Source organism: Ectobacillus panaciterrae DSM 19096 (assembly GCF_000430785.1).
In the GTDB taxonomy this organism is placed as follows: Bacteria; Bacillota; Bacilli; order Bacillales; family Bacillaceae_G; genus Ectobacillus; species Ectobacillus panaciterrae.
Genome location: NZ_AUMR01000019.1, coordinates 1 through 21,443 on the forward strand (window position 1 = coordinate 1; position 21,443 = coordinate 21,443).

At 43.2% G+C, this 21,443-nt stretch carries 20 protein-coding genes, 1 other RNA gene and 1 pseudogene; 7 read left to right on the forward strand and 15 right to left on the reverse strand.

All coding sequences use genetic code 11. The features are described 5' to 3' along the window. Positions 1-149: cold-shock protein CspD (gene cspD / locus H540_RS0107200; protein WP_028400056.1), on the reverse strand; the 149-nt coding region annotated here is incomplete at its 3' end. A 588-nt stretch (positions 150-737) separates the two neighbouring features. Between cspD (H540_RS0107200) and cspD (H540_RS0107205) the strand changes: the two genes are divergently transcribed. The 3 genes from cspD (H540_RS0107205) to ssrS all read left to right on the forward strand — a co-directional run bounded on the left by cspD (H540_RS0107205) (position 738) and on the right by ssrS (position 1,862). Beyond that, positions 738-938: a cold-shock protein CspD gene (gene cspD / locus H540_RS0107205; protein WP_028400057.1), complete on the forward strand. Its 201-nt coding sequence runs from the start codon at positions 738-740 to the stop codon at positions 936-938. A gap of 309 nt (positions 939-1,247) precedes the next feature. Then, the gene (locus H540_RS0107210; protein WP_028400058.1) at positions 1,248-1,463 is read left to right on the forward strand and encodes a heavy-metal-associated domain-containing protein; all 216 of its coding nucleotides are present in this window, start codon (positions 1,248-1,250) and stop codon (positions 1,461-1,463) included. 220 nt (positions 1,464-1,683) lie between these two features. Continuing rightward, positions 1,684-1,862, forward strand: a non-coding RNA gene (gene ssrS, locus H540_RS31890) — 6S RNA. Between the two features lie 83 nt (positions 1,863-1,945). Here ssrS and H540_RS33030 read toward each other — a convergent pair. The 3 genes from H540_RS33030 to tnpB all read right to left on the reverse strand — a co-directional run bounded on the left by H540_RS33030 (position 1,946) and on the right by tnpB (position 4,030). Beyond that, the gene (locus H540_RS33030; RefSeq protein WP_155890971.1) at positions 1,946-2,101 is read right to left on the reverse strand and encodes a hypothetical protein; all 156 of its coding nucleotides are present in this window, start codon (positions 2,099-2,101) and stop codon (positions 1,946-1,948) included. A gap of 72 nt (positions 2,102-2,173) precedes the next feature. Further along, positions 2,174-2,539 (reverse strand): hypothetical protein, encoded by a 366-nt coding sequence (locus H540_RS31335; RefSeq protein ID WP_051317019.1) that lies wholly within the window; start codon positions 2,537-2,539, stop codon positions 2,174-2,176. A gap of 369 nt (positions 2,540-2,908) precedes the next feature. Then, on the reverse strand, positions 2,909-4,030 hold the full coding sequence (gene tnpB / locus H540_RS0107230; protein WP_028400059.1) for an IS200/IS605 family element RNA-guided endonuclease TnpB: 1,122 nt from the start codon (positions 4,028-4,030) through the stop codon (positions 2,909-2,911). Positions 4,031-4,456: 426 nt separating this feature from the next. On the opposite strand from tnpB, the gene bcaP reads away from it, so the two are divergent. Beyond that, a complete protein-coding gene (bcaP, locus tag H540_RS0107235; protein ID WP_028400060.1) occupies positions 4,457-5,872 on the forward strand; it encodes a branched-chain amino acid transporter BcaP in 1,416 nt (471 codons plus the stop codon). A gap of 285 nt (positions 5,873-6,157) precedes the next feature. Here bcaP and H540_RS0107240 read toward each other — a convergent pair whose 3' ends face one another. From H540_RS0107240 to H540_RS0107285, 9 genes are all read right to left on the reverse strand, one after another. Continuing rightward, entirely contained in the window at positions 6,158-7,510 is a 1,353-nt protein-coding gene (locus H540_RS0107240) for an aspartate aminotransferase family protein (protein WP_028400061.1), read from the reverse strand. A 22-nt stretch (positions 7,511-7,532) separates the two neighbouring features. Beyond that, positions 7,533-8,999 (reverse strand): CoA-acylating methylmalonate-semialdehyde dehydrogenase, encoded by a 1,467-nt coding sequence (locus H540_RS0107245; RefSeq protein ID WP_028400062.1) that lies wholly within the window; start codon positions 8,997-8,999, stop codon positions 7,533-7,535. A gap of 157 nt (positions 9,000-9,156) precedes the next feature. Next, a complete protein-coding gene (locus tag H540_RS0107250) occupies positions 9,157-10,710 on the reverse strand; it encodes a PucR family transcriptional regulator (protein ID WP_028400063.1) in 1,554 nt (517 codons plus the stop codon). 110 nt (positions 10,711-10,820) lie between these two features. Beyond that, complete coding sequence (locus H540_RS0107255; RefSeq protein ID WP_028400064.1) at positions 10,821-11,042, reverse strand: hypothetical protein; 222 nt, start codon at positions 11,040-11,042, stop codon at positions 10,821-10,823. Positions 11,043-11,060: 18 nt separating this feature from the next. Then, positions 11,061-12,581 (reverse strand): NCS1 family nucleobase:cation symporter-1, encoded by a 1,521-nt coding sequence (locus tag H540_RS0107260; RefSeq protein ID WP_028400065.1) that lies wholly within the window; start codon positions 12,579-12,581, stop codon positions 11,061-11,063. Between the two features lie 175 nt (positions 12,582-12,756). Continuing rightward, the gene (gene hydA, locus H540_RS0107270) at positions 12,757-14,172 is read right to left on the reverse strand and encodes a dihydropyrimidinase (RefSeq protein WP_028400067.1); all 1,416 of its coding nucleotides are present in this window, start codon (positions 14,170-14,172) and stop codon (positions 12,757-12,759) included. 72 nt (positions 14,173-14,244) lie between these two features. Beyond that, entirely contained in the window at positions 14,245-15,531 is a 1,287-nt protein-coding gene (gene preA, locus H540_RS0107275) for an NAD-dependent dihydropyrimidine dehydrogenase subunit PreA (RefSeq protein WP_028400068.1), read from the reverse strand. Positions 15,532-15,545: 14 nt separating this feature from the next. Further along, entirely contained in the window at positions 15,546-16,895 is a 1,350-nt protein-coding gene (locus H540_RS0107280; RefSeq protein WP_028400069.1) for an NAD(P)-dependent oxidoreductase, read from the reverse strand. Between the two features lie 433 nt (positions 16,896-17,328). Next, positions 17,329-18,000, reverse strand: coding sequence for a serine/threonine-protein kinase (locus H540_RS0107285; protein WP_028400070.1), 672 nt, complete (start codon positions 17,998-18,000; stop codon positions 17,329-17,331). A 218-nt stretch (positions 18,001-18,218) separates the two neighbouring features. On the opposite strand from H540_RS0107285, the gene H540_RS0107290 reads away from it, so the two are divergent. From H540_RS0107290 to H540_RS0107300, 3 genes are all read left to right on the forward strand, one after another. Further along, positions 18,219-18,746: a hemerythrin domain-containing protein gene (locus H540_RS0107290; protein ID WP_028400071.1), complete on the forward strand. Its 528-nt coding sequence runs from the start codon at positions 18,219-18,221 to the stop codon at positions 18,744-18,746. Between the two features lie 190 nt (positions 18,747-18,936). Further along, positions 18,937-19,638 (forward strand): iron-sulfur cluster repair di-iron protein, encoded by a 702-nt coding sequence (gene ric, locus H540_RS0107295; protein WP_028400072.1) that lies wholly within the window; start codon positions 18,937-18,939, stop codon positions 19,636-19,638. Between the two features lie 141 nt (positions 19,639-19,779). Continuing rightward, a complete protein-coding gene (locus H540_RS0107300; RefSeq protein WP_028400073.1) occupies positions 19,780-20,421 on the forward strand; it encodes a VC0807 family protein in 642 nt (213 codons plus the stop codon). Between the two features lie 270 nt (positions 20,422-20,691). On the opposite strand, the gene H540_RS0107305 is transcribed toward H540_RS0107300, so the two are convergent. Together H540_RS0107305 and H540_RS34435 are read right to left on the reverse strand one after the other, a co-directional pair. After that, complete coding sequence (locus tag H540_RS0107305; RefSeq protein WP_028400074.1) at positions 20,692-21,153, reverse strand: GNAT family N-acetyltransferase; 462 nt, start codon at positions 21,151-21,153, stop codon at positions 20,692-20,694. A 127-nt stretch (positions 21,154-21,280) separates the two neighbouring features. Next, positions 21,281-21,439 (reverse strand): annotated as a pseudogene (locus H540_RS34435) (PBSX family phage terminase large subunit); the annotation flags it as partial. Positions 21,440-21,443 lie beyond the last annotated feature (4 nt).

Consider the following 21,443-nt stretch of genomic DNA (forward strand, 5'->3'; position numbering starts at 1 on the left):
TCAAAAGTAACTTCTTGACCTTCTTCTAAAGACTTGAATCCTTCGCCTTGAATAGCTGAGAAATGAACGAATACATCGTCTCCGCCTTCAACTTCGATGAATCCGAAACCTTTGTCAGCGTTAAACCATTTTACTTTACCGTTTTGCATGAAAAAAATCCTCCTAAAATGTACCTTTATGTACATATCCATTTTCACCATTTCACTAACAATCCAAAAGGCGTTAAAAAACTGCAACCTCTGAGAAGATTTAACATTGCTATCCCCTACTGAAGTTACAGCTTATTTAAATCTCTATGGTATTAAAAGTAAAATGGTTTAAATCCACTATATCACGTTACGAACATAAAAGCAAAGCATGTCAGTCATAATTTTATAGTTATAATCAACTGCTTATATTAACGTAACATGAATTGCTCAACACTTCAAACATCTTCCATCTCTTTGACAGCGCCAACGGTAGCCCCCGTTCGCTCTTTGAAGCAGAATATTGCCTAAATACGATCAAGCATGTCATCTTCTGAAATTTCTTTGTCACCTATGAGAGTCTGAATTTTACGTTGGAAAATATATCTATCATCTCGCTTGCTATTTATTCTTCTACCTGTTATGCTTAGGAAGAATTATTTTTGTTCGGTTTGTAAGATAACAAGTGTAAAAATGATTTTTCGTCTTGGTATTTTCGGAGAGCAAGGATAGTATTACATTGTGTGTGATTGCACACTAGGAGGTAACAACATGTTACAAGGTACAGTTAAATGGTTTAATGCAGAAAAAGGTTTCGGCTTCATCGAACGCGAAGGTGGAGACGATGTATTCGTTCACTTCTCCGCTATTCAAGGCGACGGCTTCAAATCTTTAGAAGAAGGTCAAAAGGTTACATTTGAAATCGTTCAAGGCAACCGTGGCGATCAAGCTTCTAACGTACAAAAAGCTTAATTAAAGCTGTGTGAAAAAGGCTCTGAAAATCAGAGCCTTTTTTTATTTGGAAAGGATTTTTCACAGTCAAAGGATTGCTGCTTCGGGAAAGAAATACTGAATGCTTGTTTAGTCCTTTTTCATTTACTATATCGTTTCTTCTTTACAATCCATCTTTTTCAGTATGCGGGTTCATGCTTGAAGCATACTATAGGCATGAACGAGATAAATAACCCGGATTTTAGTTCTATTGCTGCATTTGCGGCTGGTCAGGACCATGATCTCTTTAAACTGCTCTTCGGGACAAATGAATAAGGAAGGATGATATCATTGGCAGAAACAACATTATTTGTGCAAGAAGCAAAGTCCGCTCCCGCCATTCAGTCATTAGAAAGTACTTTAATTGACATAGCGGGCGTTGAACGAGCGTTAGCGGATGTAGAAGGAGGAAAAGTAAAGATTCAATTTGATGAAACAAAAGTTTCTGAAGAACGGATTGTCCTCACTCTTCAAGAGCACGGCTTCCATATTCATTCTCAAGAATAGAAATAATGCAGAATGGAATACCCAATCATCATTCTTTTCATGGACACTAGCAAAAGATATCTTGTTTGGCTGCATTTAACTGTTGAGATAAAGATCATAAAAGTATAGAATAGCTGTATTGAAACATAATGTAAGTCGATTCTTCATCATTCAAACTTCAGTTTGACATACATTATTCTTTATACTATAATAAAATCCTTGCGCTAAATTAAAGAAGCTTACATACCTGCGATGTGCGTATGCTCCTTGATGTCTCAAACCTATAAACATTTTTCGGGAATTCAATAATGCTGTTTTGCCAACATGCCTGCTTAGACAGGACTTTGAAAAAACAGCTGCGAATGCCCACCTGCGAGAGCGGGTTTTGAGACACCAGAGTTACGGCAGAGCGGGGAATTCATTTTACATATATAGGAATTTGAATGAATTCCTTTGGCAGATAAACTAGAAAACCCGCCTCTTTAGCAGGCGGGTTTTCTAGTTCAATCCATGTTCATTACATCCAAACGAAACTGATCTATCGGAACTTGGGCAAATGTTATTCTGCTATCCGCTTCATTCCCTTGCGGATCTTCTATTTGCGCCACTCTTTCAGTTGTATTCAGCCTGTTTTTCGTTTCTTGCTCCTGCTTGTTCATTTGTACATCTCCTTTTATTGTGCTCTTCCTAGTATGCACAAAAATAAGAAAAGACAGTAAGAAATCATATTTTTAAATATCTTCCTCCTGTAAAAACAGCAGAAACTGCCGCCACTGCTCCTCGGTAAAATATAATTCTTCTGTTATGCCAAACACGACTTCTCCCAGAAGAGAGAACCTACAATCCAGAAAGGAAAAACGAAACTCCTTTGGTATATAACCGCATTTATATAGTGAAGGGTCATCTAATAAGCCGTCCACTTCCCGTTCACAAATACCCCGAACCAAATAGTCCATTCGCAGCAGCGCTCTTTCCCGTTCAAATTCTTTCACCCGTTTCATCCATTCACTGCCTTTTTGTACATATAGAAAAAACACATCATCATTTCTCCCAAACCGTTCAGCCGCTTTCTGATAAAGCGCTTCTTTCCGCACCATTGCGCCTCCTCTCTTTTTATATTTCTTTACAGATATTATATATTGACAGATGTGTGCGCTGAAAACGCAAATATCTCAGATCCGTCCACATTCCCGATTACACCAACAACTTTCCCATATCGCGATAACTCTCCATACACATCCAAATTCCGCCAATCCCTGGCATGCATAATCAAATCAGCTATTTCCAAACCTAAAATGAGCCGCTTGGCAGTGTTTTGGCTCTTTTCGCATATGTGTGTCGGATAATACGATAATTTTCATATGCAATCATCACTTTTTTCATATTTGAACTACCCACCACTTACTCGCTAACGCTCCTTGAAGTGGGGGATTCCTAAGAACACTAGCCTATCGACCAGTTATGGATTAGGCCACCCCCGTCGCTCCGACGGTTGAGAGACGAATCGCTTCGTTTCTAAGATTCTGTCCTGCGTTCAAATCTCGATCGTGATGGGTTTCGCAAGATGGGCATGTCCACTCACGCAAATTGAGATTCTTCACGTCTTTATGTTTGTAGCCGCAACAGGAGCATAACTGGCTGCTTGCAAATGTCTTGGACACAGCGACGATTTGCTTGCCGTACCATTGGGCTTTGTACGCCAACATCGTGCGGAATTGCGACCAGCTTACTTCACTGATGGCTTTTGCAAGGTTGCCGTTCTTCAGCATGTTCGACACCTGCAAATCTTCTATCCCGATGAGATCATGGTTTTCGACCACATAGGTAGAGATTTTCTGCAAGTAGTCTGTTCTGGCATTCACAATACGTTCATGCATACGCGCAACTTTGATGCGTTGTTTGTTCCAATTGGCAGAGCCTTTTTTACGTCTGGATAGAATACGCTGGGCTTTCGCCAATTTGACTTCCAGCGTACGAAACCATTTTGGATTCGAGAATATTTCTCCTGTACTGAAAATGGCAAAGTCCTTGATTCCTAAGTCGACGCCAACGCTTGATCCCGTTTTCTGTTTGGGTTGTACCTCTACTTCTGCCAAGAGGGATACAAAGTATTTGCCAGATGGATTTCGTCTTACTGTGGCGCTCAGAATACGGCCTTCCACTTCACGGCTTTTGGCAAATCGAACAAGGCCCAGCTTAGGGAGCTTGATGTAATTGCCCTCTACCGCAATGTTTCCATTTGTATGCTTTGTGATATAGGATTGGACTTTATTTCGTTTGCTTTTGAAGCGCGGCGCGTCATTTTGTTTTTTGAAAAAGCGTTTAAAGGCATCGTCAAGGTTCTTGAGGGAAGATTGCAAGGCAACGCTGTCTACTTCTTTCAGCCATGGCACTTCTTTTTTAAGCGCTGTGAGCTGTTTCGAGCAAGAGTTGTACGTCAAACCTTCACCTGTTGCCTTGTAGGCATCATTCCACGCTGCAAGGAAGCGATTGAATACAAAGCGGCTGCACCCGATTGTTTTATTGATGAAGGTGGATTGTTCTTTATTTGGGTAGATACGGAACTTGTATGCCTTGTTGACTAACATGGTACTTCACCTCCTTTTTCCATATAGGTAGTATAACATGTACACACTGGAAAAATAAGGTAAATAAAAGAAAAAAACAAACGAATGTTCCGTTCGTTGCAAACACACGATTGGAAATCTACAAAGAACAGAAAGAGTTTGGCACTTGTGCACAAATGATACGGTATCTTCTGCAGATCGCACTCGAACAGTCGGACAAGGGATGGCATATAGCCATCCCTTGTCCGAGGGCGATTCATCCCCACCCTACTCATTGGGCTGTGCCCTTCCCATTCCTTGAGGATGGGGTCTTCTCGCCTACAAAAGATAAAAATATTTTTTTATAAATTTTCTTACTTTTCTAACTTTACAACAATGCATGATTGTTGTACAATCTATTCATATCACAACAAGATTCGACATTTTTTTTAACGGAAGGAGAGCATCATGAGCTTGTTCAGAAAAAAATCAATTCAAAAGCTTATTAGAGAATCTAGCGGCAGCGGCACTTCTCTGAAAAAAGACTTAGGGGCATTCGATTTAACAATGCTCGGTATCGGTGCCATCATCGGTACAGGAATTTTTGTATTAACAGGGGTTGCAGCAGCAGAGCATGCAGGTCCAGCACTTATTTTATCCTTTATTCTTTCTGGTTTTGCCTGTGTATTTGCGGCACTTTGTTATGCGGAGTTCGCATCCACAGTACCTGTATCCGGCAGTGCTTACACATACAGCTATGCAGCGTTCGGTGAGATTTTCGCCTGGATTCTAGGTTGGGACTTAATCCTGGAATATGGGCTTGCCTCTTCCGCAGTTGCGGCGGGCTGGTCCGGTTATTTCCAAGGGCTTCTTGCAGGCTTTGGCATTAAATTTCCGACAGCTTTAACAAGCGCGTATGACGCGGCAAAGGGTACGTTTATTGATTTACCGGCTGTCATTATCATTTTCATCATTACGTTCTTACTAACACGCGGTGTGAAAAAATCCGCTCGCTTTAACTCTATCCTGGTAATCATTAAATTAGCTGTAGTTCTATTATTTATCGGTGTTGGCGTTTGGTATGTAAAACCTTCGAACTGGACACCGTTCATGCCGTTCGGTTTCTCTGGCGTAGCGACTGGCGCGGCAACTGTATTCTTTGCTTACATCGGATTCGATGCAATTGCTACAGCTGCAGAAGAAGTTCGCAATCCGAAACGAAACATGCCGATTGGTATTATCGCTTCCTTAGCTGTATGTACAATTTTATATATCGTTGTTTCTTTAATTTTGACTGGTATCGTGCCATACGATCAGTTAAACGTGAAAAACCCAGTAGCATTCGCATTGAACTATATTCACCAAGATTGGATTGCAGGTTTTATCTCTGTAGGCGCAATCGTTGGTATCACAACAGTATTACTTGTTATGCTTTACTCGCAATCTCGTCTCTTCTACGCAATCAGCCGTGACGGATTGCTTCCAAAAATGTTCTCTCGTGTAAACAGAAAAACACAAACACCGGTCCTAAATTCTTGGGTAACCGCAGTAATAGTTGCTTTTTTTGCAGGCTTTGTGCCGCTCGGCAAATTAGCTGAGTTAACAAACATCGGAACACTGTTCGCATTCATCACAGTTTCCATTGGTATTCTCGTATTGCGCAAAACACAACCGGACTTAAAGCGCGGTTTCCAAGTACCATTTTCACCAGCCATTCCTATCCTAGCAGTAGTATTCTGCGGATACTTAGTTCTTCAGCTTCCAGCTGCAACTTGGATGGGCTTCGGCGTTTGGTTAGTGATCGGTCTAATCATCTATTTCTCATATAGCAAAAAGCATAGCTCACTAAACCAAAGAGAAAATGCAGAAGAAAAAGTAAGTTAAATATAATGACGTTAGAAACACCCGGTAACCCGGGTGTTTTTTATTTTTGTAATAACACCAATCGAAATGGATAAAGCTCCTCTATCAACCTATCCTCTTAAACAGCTGAGTCCTTTCTTAATTATCTCTCGCGTCTCTTCAGAAGAACTAGCTTTTGTATGTATTTATACTTGTGGGCGTAAAACCACGATACCTTTAGGTTCGTGGTAGTTCACCTGTTCTCAAAATAACTTTATTTATAACAAAAAGGCACTCACAATTGTAAAACTGCGAGTGCTGCTCGATTTATTTAATGCTTTCTAACGCTTCTACAAGCACTTTCTCAAGAAACTGCACATCTTCCTCCTTAATATTCAAAGGCGGAGAAAGAGTAAGCACGTTATTATAACCCGCAACTGTCGTACCGTTTTTGCCGATAATAACGCCTTTTTCTTTACATGCACCAATAACTCGATTAACGAGATTCACATCCAGCGGAACTTTCGTTGTTTTGTCTTCTACGAGCTCAATTCCAATTAATAAGCCTTTTCCGCGTACATCCCCGACAAATGGATGATTGGCAAGCTGTGCCTGAATTTCCTGTAACAGTTGTTTCCCTAACAGCTCAGATCGTTCAAACAAGTGCTCGCGCTCCATGATTTCCAAGTTTTTCAGCGCTACAGCACAAGCTGCCGGGCTGCCCCCGAACGTGTTGACATGGCGGAAATAATCATATTCCTCCGAACCCTTAAACGCATCGTAAATATCCTTTCTCACCGCGGTTGCAGAAAGCGGAAGATATGCGCTTGTCAGTCCTTTCGCCATCGTAATGATATCTGGTTTGACACCGTAGTTCATAAAACCAAACGCCTTTCCTGTTCTGCCGAAGCCGCAGATGACTTCATCGACAATCAGAAGCGCCCCGTGTTTTTCACACACTTCCTTGACGCCCTTCATGTAGCCGTCCGGCGGAATTAAGATTCCTCCCCCTGTAATAATCGGCTCCATAATGACAGCAGCAACCGTTTCGCTGAGCTCCCAAGTCATTGCATTATCAATGGCTTTTACGGATTCCATTTCATGGGGCGCTTTGCCGTCTTCATTATTGCGATAGCTGTCCGGCGGCGCTACATGCAAGAAACCCGGCGCCAAGGGCTCATACTTATATTTGCGCTGCGCTTGACCAGTAGCTGCCAATGCACCCATGGAATTGCCGTGATAAGCCCGGTAGCGCGATACGATCTTATAACGGCTTCCTTCTCCTTTTTGCTGATGATATTGACGGGCGATTTTGAAAGCCGTTTCGTTCGCTTCGGACCCGCTGTTGGAATAAAAAATAACGTACTCTTCCCCAAGCAGTTCATTCAGCTTTTCGGCGAGCTTGATCGCAGGCTCATGGCTTTGTGTCATTGGGAAGTACGCCAGCTCCTTTAATTGCTCGTAAGCTGCTTCCGCCAATTCTTCGCGTCCGTACCCTACATTTACACACCAAAGACCGGCCATCGCATCCAAATATCGCTTTCCGTCCTTGTCCGTTACCCACGCGCCTTCTGCCTTTTTTGCGACCATTGTTGCATCAGGACTGTACGGTCTCATGGCGTGCCACACGTATCGGGCATCCTTAGCCGCTAAATCTTCATTTTGTTTGATTTTCACCATAGTCCTCTCCTCCCTTATTAAATTAGAAGTCGAATCGGGATGTAATCATCTTTTTGCGCGTATAGAAGTTCACGCCATCTTTTCCGTTTACATGCAAGTCGCCGTAGAAAGAATCCTTCCAGCCGGAGAATGGAAAAAACGCCATTGTTGCCGGTACGCCGACGTTCACACCCAGCATTCCCGCATCCGCTTCTTCCCGGAATTGCCGAATCGCCTTTGCGTCCTTTGTATAAATGGTCGCACCGTTTCCGTATCGAGACTTCTGGATATATTCCAATGCTTCATCCAAGTTCTCTGCACGAAGCAAGCTTAGTACCGGTGCAAAAATTTCATCCTTCGCAATCGTCATCTGCGGCGTTACATGATCAAAAATTGTTGGCCCTAAGAAAATTCCTTCAGAGATTTGATCCATTTCCTTGCGGCCGTCCCGGATCAGCTGTGCTCCTTCTCGGACGCCTGTTTCAATATACCCGATTACTTTTTCACGATGTGATTGACGAATTACAGGCGTTAATAATACTTCTTCATCCAATCCGTTACCTATACTGAGTTCATCCGCTTTATCCTTTAGCGCTTTTACAAAAGCGTCGTTGTCTCCGACTACCACAACAGCGCTGCACGCCATACAGCGCTGGCCGGCGCTTCCAAAAGCAGATGAGATAATGTGGTCTGCCGCTTTATTCATATCAGTGTCAGGCATGACGATATGATGATTTTTTGCGCCTGATAAGGCCTGCACTCGTTTTCCTTGCGCCGCAGCGCGCTGATACACGTATTTCGCAACCGGCTGAGAGCCGACAAACGAAATGGCTTTTACGTCATCATGATCCAAAAGTCCATTTACAACATCATGCGCGCCGTGAACGATATTCAGCACCCCTGCCGGTCCGCCTGCCTTTGTAAATAATTCAGCAAGCTTGTTCGCCAAAATCGGCGTCCGTTCGGATGGCTTGAGCACAAATGTATTGCCGCATGCAATCGCAAGCGGGAACATCCATAACGGCACCATCATCGGGAAGTTAAACGGCGTAATACCTCCAACTACGCCTAACGGATAGCGGAACATTTCAGAATCGATGTCCTCTGCGATGCCAGAAAGCGATTCTCCCATTAAAAGCGAGGGAGCGCCTGCGGCGAATTCTACGCACTCTATGCCGCGCTGCACTTCTCCGTATGCTTCCTTATACGCTTTGCCGTTTTCTAGTACAATCAGCTTTGCCAGCTCTTCATGCTGCTCGGTTAATAAGTAATGATATTTAAATAGAACGCGGGCGCGTTTTGGAACGGGCACCTTTTTCCACTCTGCGAACGCTGTCTTTGCGGCTTGTACTGCTTTTTCCACATCTTCTTTTGTAGAGATTCCGACCTTGGCAAGCACTTCGCCAGTTGCAGGATTCGGAACATCCAGTACTTCACTGCCGCTCGCTTCTACCCATTGTCCGTTAATGAAATTTCTGAGAACCAATGTATCACTCTTTGTCGTTGCCATAAGTCCCCTCCTATATTTTTAATGGCTTTCTATCATTATCTCGTATATACTGCAGGCATTCATTAGACATAGTGTCAAACGCCTCTATCCTTTTCTTCTACATGTTGGTTAGTGTACAGACGTATAAATTTTCTGTAACATAGAGATAGCTTACTGGCTACTGATACATTTTTATACGATTCGTTAATATCAAATAATCGTAAGCCTGCAGCATAAATTCAATAACAAGCCTTTTTTCCGGCTTCATGAAATCTGCACCGAGCAGCTGCTCCAGCTTCGTGATGCGATGATACAGCGTTTGTCTGACAACGAATAATCGGTTTGCCGTTTCCTGCTTGGAGCCGTTGCAAGCCAAATAGACCCGCAGGGTTTCCATCAGATTTCCTTTATACTTTTGATCATAGCAAATGACAGGATCTAAGTATTCAAGGACAATTTCCTGCAAATCGCTATGCTTATGTATCATGGAAATCAAACGGTACATGTGCAAATCTTCATAGAAATGGCACTGCTTTCCTGTATTTTGTTGTACTTTAATCGCTTCCTTTGCTGTTAAGAAGCCTTTCGTGAAATCTTCAAGCTGTTCACTGAACTTTCCGACCCCAATCGTAACGGCAAGTTTTTGTTTCTTCATAAAATCGGATTGCATCAGTCGCTGCAGGCCGCTTTCAATCCGTTGTCTCATTTTGCTGTCCCGATTGTTTAATAGAACAAAAGCAAGTTCATTTCGTTTCTCTGTACAAAGCGCGGAAAACCCGAACTGTTCAAAGATTGTCCGGAATAGCAGTTTAAAATATATAAAATCGGTATCTAAATCTTGAAACTTGCAAATGCACACCGTTCCGCCTTTCGGTTTATGCGGCATTCGATGACTCACGAGAAACCCCATGATTTCATCTTCATCATGCTCCCCGGAAAGCCAGCTGTGCACCCACTCGTTTTCCTCTGCCCTTCTTTTCTCTTCTACATATAAATCACGAAGTAAATGCTGTGCAAGTGCTGTAGCTGTTCGATCCAGAATGAGCGTGTCGTATTCAGTGACTTCATCGGCTGTGTAAATAAAGAGGTCTGCATAATTTTGCCCGAGCAGCTGAATACATTGATGGGCTGTTTTGCGTTCATCAACACCTTTTACTCTCTCTACATTCTCATAAGGCAAAACATATTTTTTATTTCCATTCATTTGAAACACCACAGTATGACCGAGATGATGCTGCAGCAGCTCAAGAATCTCTTTGCAATTTCGGATAGACAGCAGTTTCTTGTTTAACACTTGCGAATATTGTTCAAGGTTTGAAATCATTTGATATTGCTGATTGATGAGATGAGAGTGGATATCGTGCGTAATCTCTACATACGGAACTTCCTGTTGAAAGAGCAGGATGGGAAATGCATGATCGTTTGCCAAACGGATGATGTCCTGCGGGATTCGGAAAGGGTGTCTTGTCATATCAATGCATAAACCGGATGCTTGCATTTCGAGAAGCTCTTGCAAAAACGAGAGGAACAATGCCGGGTCTTCTTTCCATCCTAATCCTGTTGATAAAACGAGCTCCTGCCCTTTTAAAAGTGTTTTGACGTTTGCCACTTCTAGTATATGCACCCATTTGACGGCACGCTGCAACCCTGCTTCTCCGGCAATTATTTCAGCTTTTTCAAAATGTTTTCGTTTTAAAATATCTGTCATCGTAAGCTGGAAGTGATGCTGCATATCTTCACCTCTTCTAAAAAGCATAATGAGTATACTATTCGTGTTTTTAAAAGAGCATTCCTTCTTTTCTCAAAATGAAACAGGACCGGCGTACATGCCGGTCCTGTTTCTTAGGAAACGCTGCTCATTTGTTTAATGAGAAGAGCCGAAAAATATTTGCGCGCATCCGCGGTCATGATATGCAGCGTTTGGGGTTCTTCTGCTTCTCCTTGCTTTTCAAAATCAACAAAAGCCCCGTCAAGCGTTTCCCGGATATTTGCAATCAAATAGCCCTTTTGAATGAGAAAATCAATTTTATCGCGCTCTGCCAAAAATTCCGTATGTGATGACATACAAAACACTCCTTTTCTTTAAATAGGCTGCTCTTTGCCGACAACCACTTCTTCCGTCACCGGACCTTTGATATTCGTGATTTTCTCATATTCACCTTCCCGTAAAACACTTTTATCATCTTTCATTAAATAAGCGTAAATGCCCATGGAAATGATTAATCCGAAGGCCAAAGCATTTTCCCATATGAAGTGCAGTCCTGAAATCATCAATCCGAGTATAGGAACAGCAATTCCGCAAATTAAGGCGTAAACCCCGTTTTTATTAAATCCGCTCGAATAGTTGTAACGTCCGCCAGGTTCATATAGTTCTTTGAGAACCATTTTTCTGCGGCGGACAAGCCAATAGTCCGCGATGGCGATTCCATCAATCGGTCCTAGCAAAGCACCGTATGTGCCAAGCCAGCCGAATATATAGTTTCCAAAGTTAGACATGATATACCACGGCTGCATCATAATGGCGAAAACTCCAGTAATAAGGACGCCAATTCCGAATGTAATCCGTTTTGGATGCAAATTCTCGATGGCACGGGCAGGAGCTACGATGTTAGCTCCGACGTTAATCGTTAGGGAAGAAATAACAATGACAACTGTTCCTAAAAAGATAACCAACGGCGGGAATTTAGCGAGCAGCTGTACGGGATCCCATATAGCCTGGCCGAATATAACGACAGTCGCTGATGTAACCGCAATACCGATAAAAGAAAAGATGGTCATTGTAATCGGAAGGGAGGATGCTTGAGCAACCATTTGCGATTTTTGACTTTTTGCATATCGGCAAAAATCAGGAATATTCAAGGCCAGCGTAGCCCAAAAAGAGATAACTCCCATGAGTGCAGGGAAAAATATTTTTAAAAACTCGCCCGTTGTTTCGAATTTAGAAGGAGTTTCCAAAATGGGGCCCAAACCTCCCGCACGGGTGAATGCCCAGCCAAATAGGACGATGGCTGCAACAGCTATGGTAGGGGCGGCGATTGCCCCCAATGTTTTAATCGCCTGTGGACCTTTATATGCCACACCGACATTTAATGCCCAAAACAGTGCGAACACTATGGCTGTATGTCCGGGTAAATCCGCCCAAGCCCGGAATGAGGCTGACAACAATGTATCGATTGCAGTGGTTCCAATCCATGTATTAATCCCGAACCATCCAGCAGCCACAACGGCACGGGCCAAGGCAGGAATGTGCGCCCCTTTTGCCCCGAACCAAAGCCGTGCGAAAACAGGATACGGAATACCAAACTTTGTCCCGGCATGAGCATTCAGTAGAATCGGAATAAGAACAATTACATTGCCAAGAAAAATCGTTCCGATAGCTTGCCACCAGTTCATTCCTAATGAAATCATCCCGCTGGCCATTGTGTAGGTCGGGATGCATAAACACATCCCGATCCACAAGGTAGCGAAATTCAATCCTTTCCATGAATGTTCCTGTAAGGTCGTCGGCCGCAAATCGTCATTCCACATCGGGCTGTCGCTTAACTTTTGAGCAGCTTCGTCTGTCAGGGTTACAATCCCGTTTTGTTCAATCTGTGTCTTCATAAAACCCCCCCTTTTTCAGAATAGATGAGATAAGGTGAAACTTCATTCTTGGAGCTCTTTTCTCCAAGAATGTTAGTTGAACCAATCGGGTTCTTACCGTCCGTTTTCCCTCTCGCTTTGGCCCCTTTGCTACGGACGGTTAGAACGAGATAAGGTGAAACTTCATCAGCCAATATCACTGTATGGATATAGTCTCTTGCTGTTTTAAAGTATCTTCGCCGTATTTTTTTCTCTTTAAATACGTTCCATAACCAGGCTTTCCGACAAATCGCTTGTCGCGCACAACAAATTCTCCGCGGCAGAGGACACTCACTGGTTCTCCAGTCACTCGCATACCTTCAAACGCGTTATAATCGACCGCCATATGGTGAGTGGCTGCCGAAATCACGCGTTCCGCGGTCGGATCGAAAATGACCAAGTCTGCGTCAGATCCCACTGCAACCGTACCTTTTTGCGGGAATAAACCGAACAGCTTGGCAATGCGAGTAGAGGTAATCTCAACAAACTGGTTCAAGGAAATTCTGCCTTTCTTTACACCTTCAGAGAACAGAACGCTCACTCGGTCTTCGATAATCGGCCCGCCGTTTGGAATTTTTGTAAAGTCTCCCCTTCCAAGCTCTTTTTGTCCTTTAAAATCAAAGGAACATTGGTCTGATCCGAGCGTTTGCAGCTGTCCGTTTTTCAGTGCGTTCCACAGCACCTCCTGATGCCATTTTTCACGCAGCGGCGGAGACCAAACGTACTTCGCTCCTTCAAAGTTCGGCTTCTCTAAATAAGATCGATCCAGAACCAAATATTGCGGGCACGTTTCTCCCCATACGTCCAGGCCTTTGTTTCTTGCTTCTGCAATTTTTTCAACCGCCTCTGCACAAGAAACGTGAACGACATACAGCTGCGAATCCGCTAAAGCCGTCAGCTGGCAAGCACGGCCCGTTGCTTCCCCCTCCACTTCAGGCGGTCTTGTTAACGCATGATAGATCGGCTCTGTTTTTCCTTCCTCCAACGCTTGCTTCGTTAAGTAATCGATGACATCGCCGTTTTCTGCATGCACCATGACGAGCGCCCCCAGCTTCTTCGCCTCAATGAGCGTGCGGTACAATGTGCCGTCATCCGCCTGGAATACGTTTTTATAAGCCATGAAGACTTTAAAAGATGTGATTCCTTCTTCAATGACTTGCGGCAGCTCGTTTAGGACGGCTTCATTGATTTCACCGATCATCAAGTGGAAGCTGTAATCGATGACTGCTTTTTCTTTTGATTTGTCATGCCACGTTTGAATTGAATTTTGCAACGACTCGCCTTTATTTGTTAAGCAAAAATCAATGATTGTTGTCGTTCCGCCAAAGGCAGCTGCCATCGTACCTGTTTCAAAATCGTCCTTTGTAACCGTTCCGCCAAACGGCATATCCAAATGCGTATGCGGATCAATCGCACCCGGAAAAATGTAACAGCCATTTGCATCTACTACTTCCGCGTCTTCTCTTGACAGCTGGTGTCCAATTGCAGAAATTTTTCCGTTTTCAATTAATACGTCTGCTTTGTATGTATCCGCAGCCGTGACAATGATTCCATTTACAATAATCTTTTTCACTGAATTTCCTCCTTTATCCTGATTCGTTCCACTACCATCAGCAGGAATGATCCTGCTGATGGTAGTTTCACTTTATTTCAAACTATCAATCTTACAGCTTGCAGATGCGGATAACGCTGCCTGACGCTCGTTCCAAGTCATCGGCGGCAGTTCGTTTTTCAGTTCTACCATCGAAATAGCTCCTTCTTCCGGACAGACGATCGAGCATAAATTGCATCCGACACAGTCCTCTTCGCGTACGCGCAAGTAGCTGTTTCCGGCAGTGTCTTTCAACATGTCAATGCACTGATGCGATGTATCTTCGCAAGCGATATGGCATTTGTTGCAGTTGATGCAAATATCCGTATTGATGCGGGCCACCACTTTATAGTTGAGGTCTAAATTGCCCCAATCTGAGTATCTCGGAACAGCCTTTCCGACCAAGTCCATCACAGAGGCGATTCCTTTTTCATCCAAGTAGTTATTCAAGCCGTCAATCATATCTTCTACAATACGGAAGCCGTGGTGCATAGCGGCTGTACACACTTGTACGCCAGTCGCTCCCATGAGCATGAATTCCACGGCATCCTTCCAGCTTGAAACGCCGCCCATGCCTGAAATCGGAACGGTGATATGCGGATTGCGCGCACATTCTGCCACCATGTTCAGCGCAATCGGCTTTACTGCCGGACCGCAGTAGCCGCCGTGCGCTCCTTTTCCAGCAACGTGCGGAATCGTATTCCATGAATCCAAATCAACTCCGGCCAAGCTGTTAATTGTATTAATCATGCTTACCGCATCAGCGCCGCCGCGAACCGCAGCTTCAGCTGTAACCGTGATATCTGTAATGTTCGGCGTAAGCTTGACGATAACCGGTGTTTTCGCTGCCTCTTTCGCCCAATGCGTTTGCTTTTCAACAAGCGCAGGCACTTGACCGGAAGCCGATCCCATGCCGCGTTCCGCCATTCCGTGCGGACACCCAAAGTTCAGTTCTAGCCCGTCGACGCCGACATCCTCCACACGTTTTACAATCTCATGCCACTTTTCCTGCTTCGGTTCCACCATAAGAGACGCGATGATTGGATGATTTGGAAAACGTTTCTTTGTTTCATAGATTTCTTTTAAATTCACTTCAAGAGGACGGTCCGTAATAAGCTCGATATTATTGAAGCCCGCCACACGCTGCCCGTTAAAGCTGACAGCTGCAAATCGGGATGATACGTTCAAAATCGGTTCTCCCAGCGTTTTCCAAACAGCGCCGCCCCAGCCTGCTTCAAACGCTCGTTGTACTTGATATCTGGAATTCGTCGGGGGTGCTGACGCGAGCCAAAACGGGTTCGGTGACTGTATGCCTGCCAAATTGATTCGTAAATCTGCCATAGCGTGTCTCCTCCTTAAGCTGTTTCAGCAGCTGTTTTTATTAATTGTTCATGAATAGCATAAGCTGTCTGCTTTCCTTGCTGCGCAGCCGTTACAACCATCGCTTCCCCTTGTCCTTTTCCAAATACAACGTCACCACAGGCAAAAACTTTAGGGTTGGAGGTTTGATACGTTTTCAAATCTACTGTGACAACGCCTGACTTATGCGCTAATGCAAACTCTTCGATCAGCTCAAGATGTCTGACTTGCCCGATCGCCTTAATAACGCCGTCTGCCGGCAATACAAACTCAGATCCTGCTACCGGTACAGGACGGCGTCTTCCATCCTCGCCTGCTTCTGTCAATTCCATTTTGATGCATTCAATGCCGATGACGTTTCCTTCTCCATTGCCGACTATGCGCTTTGGAGCCGTCAGCCATCTGAATTCAACGCTGTCTTGCTTGGCAAATTTATACTCGAAGTCATAAGCCGTCATTTCTTCTTTTGTACGACGGTATAAAATTTTGACGTTTTCAGCACCGAGACGGACAGAGCATGTAGCGGCGTCGATCGCTGTGTTGCCGGCACCGATAACAACCATCCATTTTCCTGCATATTCGCTCGGCAGCTCGTTGCCTTTTGTTTGTTTCACAAACTCAATCGCATCATGAACACCGTTCAGTTCTTCTCCTTCGATATGGAGATCAGGAACACGTCCCATGCCGATTGCCAAGACAACAGCGTCAAACCCATCTAATAATTCCTGTGCTGGAATATCTGTTCCGATACGCGTATTTGTACGAATTTCTACATTGAGCCTTCTGACTTGATTCACTTCCCAATGAGAAACAGCTTGCGGCAAACGGAACGAAACAATACCATACGTATTGAGTCCGCCGGCTTCTTGTTCCGCTTCGAAGATTGTAACAGCATATCCCATCCGAGCCAGCTCGCGCGCCGCTGAAAGACCGGCTGGACCGCTGCCGACAATCGCCACCGTTTTTCCGTTTTTGTTTCCTGCTTCAAATAACGTCTGTTCATTTTGAATGGCCCAGTCTGTTGCATAGCGCTGCAAATTGCCGATCATAATCGGCTTTGTAGAATGATTTAGCACGCACGCCTCTTCGCACAGCTCTTCTGTCGGGCATACACGCGAGCAGCTTGCGCCGACAGGGTTGGAAAGCATGATTGTTTTGGCGGAACCCTTTATATTTTCGGAAGCGATTTTCTTAATGAACGACGGGATGTCAATTCCAGTTGGACACGCTTGAATACAAGGTGCATCGTAACAATATAAACAACGATTCGCTTCTTCTATTGCTTCGCGTTTGGATAGACCAGCCTCTATCTCTTGAAAGTTTCTTTCTAACTGTGCTTTGTTCAACTCGCCCCAGCCCCCTCTTTCGTTTCTTCCTATAGAAAAAGGGATAGGATATTTATATAGAAGTCCTACCCCTTTGCTTTCTCTTTATGTATGTCTACAGATGCATCTCCCGGAACTTTAAGATTGGTTTGTATCAAACCAATCTTGACTTTATCTGTTATGCTCACTCCCCTTCCCTGTCATATATCTAGTGCAAAGCTTGTTTTAATTGTACTAATATTCTGAAAAATTAACATTAGACAATGAGTTAAAATGTTACATCCCCTCGTTTACCATTATGTAAAAGGGCAATGTCAGAAATTCTAACATTAACACCAAGCTTTTACAAAAAAAGACGGCATTCTTGCATATCATACAATCTTCCGTATACATTCATTTTCAGTTCATATTTTTGATCCTTACAAACAATATGGATAGAAAAGGACGCCTCTCATCAGGCGTCCTTTTGAAATAATTTTCGCAGTTTTTTATAAAAACGATACGAGTGACGTACCATATCCAAAAGCAGATAAGGTACAGGTATAGGATATTTATAGAAGAAGGGCAAGTAAATTTTATAATAAGCTCTTACTAAATCTCTCCACTTCGAGTCTTCTCCCTTTTTGTAAAAGTCGGATACATCGACCACATATCCTTTTCCGTCCTCCATCATTACATTTTTACCGTGAACGTCGTAAGGGTTTAAACCGCGCTTTCTTGCGTAGTCGAGCGCTTCATTAATATCCTCGATAACACTCTCCGGTATTCGAACACCTTTATGAAAAGCGTCATACAAAGTCATCCCTTTCAACCGCTGTAAAATTAAATAATAAGTTTCTTTATGAAGCAAGGATGAATAAGAGGGATGAACGCCGAGCTTTTCGTATACGGCGGCTTCCTTTTCAAGCCCTTCCACGTCGCGCGCATACACTTTCACAACCCATTCCTTATGCTGCTGATGCATAAACACCGCTGCATAATTGCCGGTACCAATACATTCCCATTCTTTCGGCACCTTCTTGACACGAATGGGATCGTGCGGTTTCTCGCTTCTTATATGCAAATCCTGAAGCAGTGTTGTTTCCACCAGTGCGGTAAAGCTTCGAAGTTCTTTCTCCATTTCCATTACATTACAGGTCATGCGCTATCGTATCACCTGCCCCTCCCGTTGTCATTCTAAACAAAACCCTCAGTTGCTATTATATGTCGAATTAAAATGCTTGCATGTAAATTGTACTATGTTCAAGAACGTTTTGTGAACATCTTTCATTTGGTGAGCATAGTCACAACTCCGTTCTTGTTTTTTCAGTATGATACAAGCAGAAGACAAAAGGAGGTTTTTTCATGGGTAAAGGCTGTCATTTATCCCAAAGTGCTGAAATAATGCTATGTCCTGCTTTGCAAAAATTAAAAGATGAGCATATACATTTAAATACTTTAAAGCTCGCATTATTTCAAAATTCATCTGCAATACAGGAAGAACCGAAAAATGCCTTTTTAAAAATAGCTGAGCTTCGTAAACAAGTTTTGGCGTTTTTATACGTACTAGAGCTGCATTCCAAAAAAGAAGAAGACGTTCTGTTTGAAATGATGGCAAACTATATCGGTAAAGAGATGGGACCGATTGCAGTTATGGAATACGAGCATGAGCAAGCCAAATTAAATATAGCGGCATTTCTGGAAAAAACTGATAACCCCTCCCTTGCATTGACAGAGGAAAGCACCGTTCGTCTTGTGCAGTTCATCATAAATGCGTGTACCATTTTGACAGATCACTTTATGAAGGAAGAACGAGTGTTATTCCCGATGGCTGAGCAGATGCTTTCATTGGAGGAAAAAGAGGAAGTGTATAAACGAGTTGAAGCTATGTAGCGATATATGGAAGCATCCTTTCACTAAGAAGGATGTTTTTTTCTGTCTAGACAAGATAAAAAATAATTGTCACAGCATGCAGGAAATTCGTAACAAAGTGTTAACGACTATTGTGAGCCGCATCACTCTCTCCCTCTTTCATCTTCGGTATGCTGAATTTGTAAATAAATCGGAGTCAGAGGTGACAGGAATGAATACACAATTCACAAGCGAATCTCGTGTTGGAGATGCTGTAGCTGTATTTCCAAAAGCAAGCGATCTTTTTAAAGCAAACCGGATCGATTTTTGCTGCGGCGGCAACAAAACAATTGAAGAAGCAACAAAAGATAAGTCCGTTTCTATAAATGAGTTACTTTTTACATTAAATTCTCTTTACAGTCAGTACACCGCATCCGAAAATGAGCAAAACTGGAATGAAGCAAGCTTTTCCGCCATTATCGATCATATTGTCCATACGCATCATAGCTATTTGAATGAGGAACTCCCGCAGCTCAGCCCGTACGTCACGAAGGTATTCCGTGTTCATGGACAACATCAGTCTCATCTCGCGCTAGTACATTCACTCTACCATCATCTTAAAACAGAGCTGGAACAGCATACAATAAAAGAAGAAGTCAGCATCTTCCCTCTCATTATGGAATATGAACAAAATCCTACGCCGGAAAACTTGGCAAAAGCAACTGCTGCTTTAGATGAGCTGGAATCTGAGCATGATCAAGCAGGCTCTATCATCAAGCAGCTTCGCGAAATCACATTTGACTTCACCCCCCCGGAAGGCGCTTGCCGTACGTATCAAATGGTATATAAGCGTTTGGAGGAACTGGAATCAGACTTGTTCCAGCATGTTCATCTGGAGAACAATATATTATTTAAACGATTATCAGCTCTATAAGCTGCTACTTCAAAGGACTCATTTCAAAAGAAATGGGTCCTTTTATCATTCACTTGCAAATCCATGTTCATAACATATTGAACATTATCAATATAGTAACTATAATTTGTTGTATAGCAGAGTTACAGAAAGGTGGTCCTATTGAAAAACAGAGTAGCTTTATACGATATCATTTTCTTTCTTGTATTCCCTCTGGTCGTCTGGAATTACGGCAGAGACATGATTGGCGATTATTATGCGATGCTGCTGTCATCTGCGCCCGGCATCATTTACAGCGTCTTCCGATTCGTAGCCTTGAAGCAGTTCAATGTATTCGGCATTTTCATGCTGGTGAATCTTGTTGTCGGGGCACTGGTAGATGTACTGGCCGGATCGGCTATTCAGCTGTTATGGAATAACGTTTATTATGCGTATACGCTAGGGGCCGTCTTCTTCCTTACAATCATCATCAAAAAACCAATCGCTTTATATTTTGCATTAGATATCGTGGAGCTGCAAGGACAAAACCGCCAGCACATGAAACCGTTATTTATGAAAAAGAAACTTTTTTCTATTTTTCAGCTCATCACGCTTGGCTTTGTTATTCGTGACATTGTGCTTGCAAGTATTAAAGTATGGCTTATTCTCCGCTACGGCGTGGACGCTTTTGACAAAGGCATTATACTGAGACAGGCCTTGAACTGGGCATTTTCAGCTGTCTTCGTACTAGGCTTTTTATATGTAGCGAAAGCAGCGCAGGAAGTGGCTCCGGACAGCGAGCAAGCATTGGAAGAAAGCAACTGAACACGTTCAGTTGCTTTTTTAATGGCTCAGGTTTATTGCGATATATAAACTTATGAAAATTTTTTCTTCATTCTCCAAACAAGATATGTATGCTGCTCTTCCTTCAATCTTTATTTCATTTCGCAAAACAAACACTCCCTTATTTTTGAGTTTGAGATGATTATGAATATCTACTAATAGCTTTTAAAACAAAAACATCTAAGGGAGTGGAGGATGTAGTAATCTTCGGTCTTTTAAAAGAGGAATGGAAAGAGAAAACACACTAGCTCTTTAGTGTGTTTTCTGCGTTTCACGATTTTCCTTGCGCCAATCAATCATCTCATGCCGCTTCCCTGTTTTCGTGAACCCGGCCTTCTCCAAAACACGGATTGAAGCCGCATTCGTTTCCAAGCATTCCGCGAGTACAGTTGAGACCTTCTCCGTGCCGAACGCCCACGTTACAAGCGCCGTTACCGCTTCGGTCGCATAGCCTTTTTTCTGAACGGCCGGCAGTATGCCGTAACCGATTTCCACTTCTCTTTCCTCATTCGGCTTTCCTTTAAAGCCAAGATCACCGACCACTCGGTTTGTTTCCTTTTCCATAACATACCACACGCCCCAGCCAGACATATCCGGATTTTGTCTGAGCTCCTTCAAATACATCATTATATGGTCGCCTGCTTCATAATCCTTCTCTTTCACTAAATCCCGCGTACATGGAAGGATTATGAGTCTATTTGTTGTGATTTGCATGTGTGATTCTCCTTCGTTTCATTTCTATCTTTATTTTATTTCTGTGCTGTTTCTTTTATATCCTTCTATTATTTAGTATTTCTAACAGCAATACAGTAAATGAAATTCGAAAACTATATATCTCACTTTAATATAAGGATGGTACTGCTTTAGCTTTTGTATTTCCGAATAAGATTGTATTTACAAAGTAACGGTCACTATCCATGTGGTGGTCGTTCTATTTAACTACGTTATCCTCACCACGATCTGCAGCTTTCTTATCCCAAATATAAGAAGAAAACTCTCGAGAC